The sequence below is a fragment of the Streptomyces sp. DvalAA-14 genome (genome assembly GCF_900091855.1).
Taxonomy (GTDB): domain Bacteria; phylum Actinomycetota; class Actinomycetes; order Streptomycetales; family Streptomycetaceae; genus Actinacidiphila.
The window spans coordinates 1-3,987 of sequence record NZ_FMCH01000262.1; the positions used below are offsets into that span (position 1 = coordinate 1).

Below are 3,987 nucleotides of genomic sequence, written 5' to 3' on the forward strand. Positions count from 1 at the left end.
CCGGCTGGCCGCCGCCCTGGGCCTGCTCCTGCGGGCCGCCGCGGGCGCTGTGCGTCTTGATGCCCTGCTTGACCAAGGTGGCCGGCGAGGAGATCACGGCGGCGGCGCCGCTCTGGCCGCCGGCCGACTTGCGGCCGTTGCGCAGATTCACCACGTCGTCGCCGAAGCCGGGCACGAAACGGTAGATCATGAAGCTGGCGAAGATCGCCAGCAGGATGATGGCCAGGCCCGACACCACCGCGGAGAACGCGTCCGGCCCGTTGTCGCTCGACGACAGGGCGCCGGCCAGCCCCAGCACGATCACGATCACCGGCTTCACCATGATCACCGCGATCATGATCCCGGCCCAGCGGCGCACGTTGTGCCACATGTTCTTGTCGACCAGACCGGCGTACACCGCGGTGCCCAGCAGCGCGCCCACGTAGAGCAGCGCGGCCCGGATCACCAGCTCCAGCCACAGCACCCCGGCCGCCACCACGGACACCAGCGACACCAGGATCAGCATGACGGGGCCGCCGCCGATGTCGGTGCCCTTGGTGAGGGCGCCGGAGAACGAGCCGAAGAACACGTCGGTGTTGGACTTCGTCCCCGAGGAGATCACGTCCGTCACCGCGTCGGTCGCCGAGACCACCGTGTACAGGATCAGCGGCGTGAACGCCGACGCCAGCACCGTCAGCCACAAGAACCCGACCGCTTCGGTGATCGCCTCGGTCAGCGGCACCCCGCGCACGGCCCGCTTGGCCACCGCGAGCAGCCACAGCACCAGCGTCAGGATCGTCGAGGCGGCGAAGACGACGGCGTACTGCCGGAGGAAGGCGGTGTTGGTGAAGTCGACCTGCGTCGTCCTGGTGACGGCGGTGGAGAGCTTGCCGATCGTCCAGGCGGCGGCGGTGGCGCAGCCTTTGCCGAGGGAGGTGAGGGGGTCGAGGGAGTCGACCGGATTGGTTCCCTTGGCCGGGGCGCCGGGGTTGCCCTTGGTGCAGTAGTCCCTGGCCGGTCCGCGAATGAGGTCGCACGGGTCGCTGGAGGGGGCGCCCTTGGCGGACGGTGTCGGTGCGCCCGGAGCCGCCATGACGCGCGTGGCCAGCAGCACCGCCGTGGTCTGGGCGGCTGTCAGGACGGCGGCGAGCGTGAGGGCCCGCGGAGCGATGCGTCGCGCGCGCCGGTCCGGCGGCTTGCCGACCGAATGCGCGGGAGGGGAACCGGCGGGTGGACCCGACGGAACGCTGAGCGGGGGTGCCGGCCTATCGGGCATAGGTGAAGCCTCCGAACCCGCTCACTGCGTCGGACATGTCCTTGGCCGAGGACGCCGCCTGGTCCCGTCCCACGGGTGCGGGGCCGTCCTTTTGCTGGAAGCCGGTGATCTTCCAGTCTCCCGCGGTCCACTTCATCTCGAAGGTGTTGGTGAACCAGCTCTCGGTGACCGGATTGGTCGAGCCCTCGCCCGCGAGACCGAACAGCGACGAGTACCAGACACTCACCGTCGCGCTGTCGGTGTCGTACCGGTCCGCTTTGGCGCCCACGGGGTTGGTGCGGGACACGAACGTCATGCCGCTGGGAGCGGCACCGTCCGGCTGGAGGCCGATCCGGTTCAGGAACGTCGGGTCGGAATAGGCCTTGTCGAGCTCGCTCTGCGACGAGGACGCCACCTCGGCGGCGTAGACGGCGCTGACGATCTGGTGCCGCCGGTCCGCATTGAACATGTCCACCCCCCCGAGCGCCACCGCGTAGTTCGCCGCGGCGGACTGGGCCCCTTCCGCGGTGTGGGCGAAGCCCGACGGGATGCCCGCGGCGGACTTGCCGGTGACGGGACGCTGGCCGGAGGGGGCGGTGGTGGAGGCGGCCGGGCCTCCGGCGCCCGACGCGGCGTCGGAGCTGCTTCCGCCGGCCGTGCCCGTACCCGCACCCGTCCCTGTCGACGGCGAGTGCTGGCCGCCGCGGTTGGCGAACGCGATCGCGGCGATGAGCAGCACCACGATGCCCACCACCGTCACCAGGGCGCGTCGGGGCTGGGGCCGGCGGCCGGGGCCGCCGTGGCCCGCGTGCCCCTCGGGCATCCGGGTCCGGGTCGAGGGTCCGTCCTGGCCGAGACTCATCGCGCGGTCGCCCCCTGGGCCGCCGCGGGTACGCCGCAGCGACGCGGGAAGCGGACGGCACCGCTGCTTGGTTGAGTGGGCATCAGCACGCAGCCTCGGAAGGGAAGGCGGAGCCGGGACAGGCTCCGGGACGAGAGCGTAGGTACCGGGCGGGACCGGTACCGGCTGGGCGACCGGGCTCCTCGCGGGGCTACACGGCCATCCCGTACACGATGGTGAACAGGGTGCCCAGGGAGCCGATGATGAACACCCCGGTCAGCCCGGCGATGATCAACCCCTTGCCCTGCTCCGCGCTGAAGGTGTCGCGCAGCGCCGTCGCGCCGATTCGCTGTTTCGCCGCACCCCAGATCGCGATGGCCATGCACAGCAGAATCGCTGTTGCCATGACCACCTCAATCATCACCCGTGCTTCATTGCCCAAGGACCCGAAGGGTCCCCAGTCGGGCGCGATGCCACCGATGATGGTGTTGATGTCGCCCTTCGCGGCTGCCAGGAACATGTAAGTCACCACCCCGCTCGATCAGTTGACTCCCTCGCCGGGGCGCAAGGGGCCAGGACCCAGTCTGACGGAGGATTCCGCTGTTGCATGTCGACTCGACGACTTTCTCGGCGGATCGGCCGTGCAAATCGGCCCGCAGCCGTCAGACTGGTTGGCGGACCGGTGTTCGAAGGACGTACACGACTACTCTGTGTATCACGAGAGTGACCGTAGGGCAACGATCGGGAACGTACGACAACGTACGGGACCTGGGACGCGGAACGCGAACGGAAGGAACGGGCGGCCGTGCGCAAAGTCTGGCTCACCGTCATCGTCGGTGTGGGCCTGTGCCTTTCGTTCCTGGCCCTCCTGGTGGTCGGCACCTTCTCGGCCGCGGCCGACCTCGCCAAGAACGGCGGCGCGGTCACCCTGGCCAAGGGCGCCGTACCGGCCATTTACCAGTCGATCGTCCTGAAGTGGGGCAATCTCTGCCCCGCGCTCAATCCGGCGCTGCTGGCCGCCCAGCTCTACCAGGAGAGCGGGTGGAACGCCCAGGCGCAGAGCCCCGCCGACGCGCAGGGAATAGCGCAGTTCATCCCGGGCACCTGGGCCACGCACGGCCTGGACGGCAACGACGACGGCAAGGCGGACGTCTGGGACCCGCAGGACGCGATCCCCTCGGCGGCAAGCTACGACTGCGAGTTGGCGTCCTATGTGAAGAACGTNCCGGGGAACAACACCGACAACATGCTCGCCTCCTACAACGCGGGCGCGTACGCGGTGATAACGGCCGGCGGCATCCCGCCGTACCCCGAGACGCAGAACTACGTGAAGACCATCCGCACCCTGGAGAAGAGCTTCGCCGCGCCGATCGGGTCGGTGGCGCCGTCGCAACTGGCGGCGGCCGCGATCTACTACGCCCAGCAGCAGCTCGGCAAGCCGTACTTGTGGGGCGGCGAGGGCACTGCGGCGCAGGGCGGCCGCTTCGACTGCTCGGGCCTGACGCAGGCCTCCTACCACTCGGTGGGCATCGCGCTGCCGCGCGTCGCCAACGACCAGTGGAACGCGGGACCGCACCCGAGCCGGGCCGAACTCCTGCCCGGAGACCTGGTGTTCTTCGCGTACGACCTCAACGACCCGCGGTCCATTCACCACGTGGGCATCTACGTCGGCGGCGGGTACATGATCGACGCGCCGCACACCGGGGCGGTGATCCGCTTCGACCCGATCGACTCGCCGGACTACATCGGGGCGACCCGGGTCACCCAGGCGGGCGCGCAGGCGCTGCCGACGACGGCGGCGGGGGCGGGCGCCGGGGCCGGAGCGGTCTGAGACTCGCCCGGCGCCCGGCGCCCGGCGCCCGGCGGCGGGTGCGCGGGTGCGGCGGGTGTGGCGGCCCCGCCGCGAATTTGG

The 3,987-nt window shown here is 70.5% G+C and carries 4 protein-coding genes; 1 reads left to right on the forward strand and 3 read right to left on the reverse strand.

Features of this window, described 5'->3' with window-relative positions:
- The 3 genes from GA0115240_RS13510 to GA0115240_RS13520 all read right to left on the reverse strand — a co-directional run.
- A partial coding sequence (locus tag GA0115240_RS13510) for a hypothetical protein (protein ID WP_370673333.1) occupies positions 1–1,093 on the reverse strand: 1,093 nt, incomplete at its 3' end.
- A gap of 151 nt (positions 1,094–1,244) precedes the next feature.
- Entirely contained in the window at positions 1,245–2,096 is an 852-nt protein-coding gene (locus GA0115240_RS13515) for a hypothetical protein (RefSeq protein WP_093736923.1), read from the reverse strand.
- Positions 2,097–2,286: 190 nt separating this feature from the next.
- The gene (locus GA0115240_RS13520) at positions 2,287–2,595 is read right to left on the reverse strand and encodes a hypothetical protein (RefSeq protein ID WP_093736924.1); all 309 of its coding nucleotides are present in this window, start codon (positions 2,593–2,595) and stop codon (positions 2,287–2,289) included.
- A gap of 285 nt (positions 2,596–2,880) precedes the next feature.
- Here GA0115240_RS13520 and GA0115240_RS13525 point away from each other — a divergent pair, with 285 nt between their 5' ends.
- Positions 2,881–3,906 carry a C40 family peptidase gene (locus GA0115240_RS13525; protein ID WP_093736925.1) on the forward strand — a complete coding sequence of 342 codons (1,026 nt, stop codon included), beginning with the start codon at positions 2,881–2,883 and terminating at the stop codon, positions 3,904–3,906.
- Positions 3,907–3,987 lie beyond the last annotated feature (81 nt).

Bases quoted from the DNA above. Each gene is read 5' to 3' on its own strand.
- GA0115240_RS13520 (WP_093736924.1), bottom strand. From the start codon at position 2,595: ATGTTCCTGGCAGCCGCGAAGGGCGACATCAACACCATCATCGGTGGC.
- GA0115240_RS13515 (WP_093736923.1), bottom strand. From the start codon at position 2,096: ATGAGTCTCGGCCAGGACGGACCCTCGACCCGGACCCGGATGCCCGAG.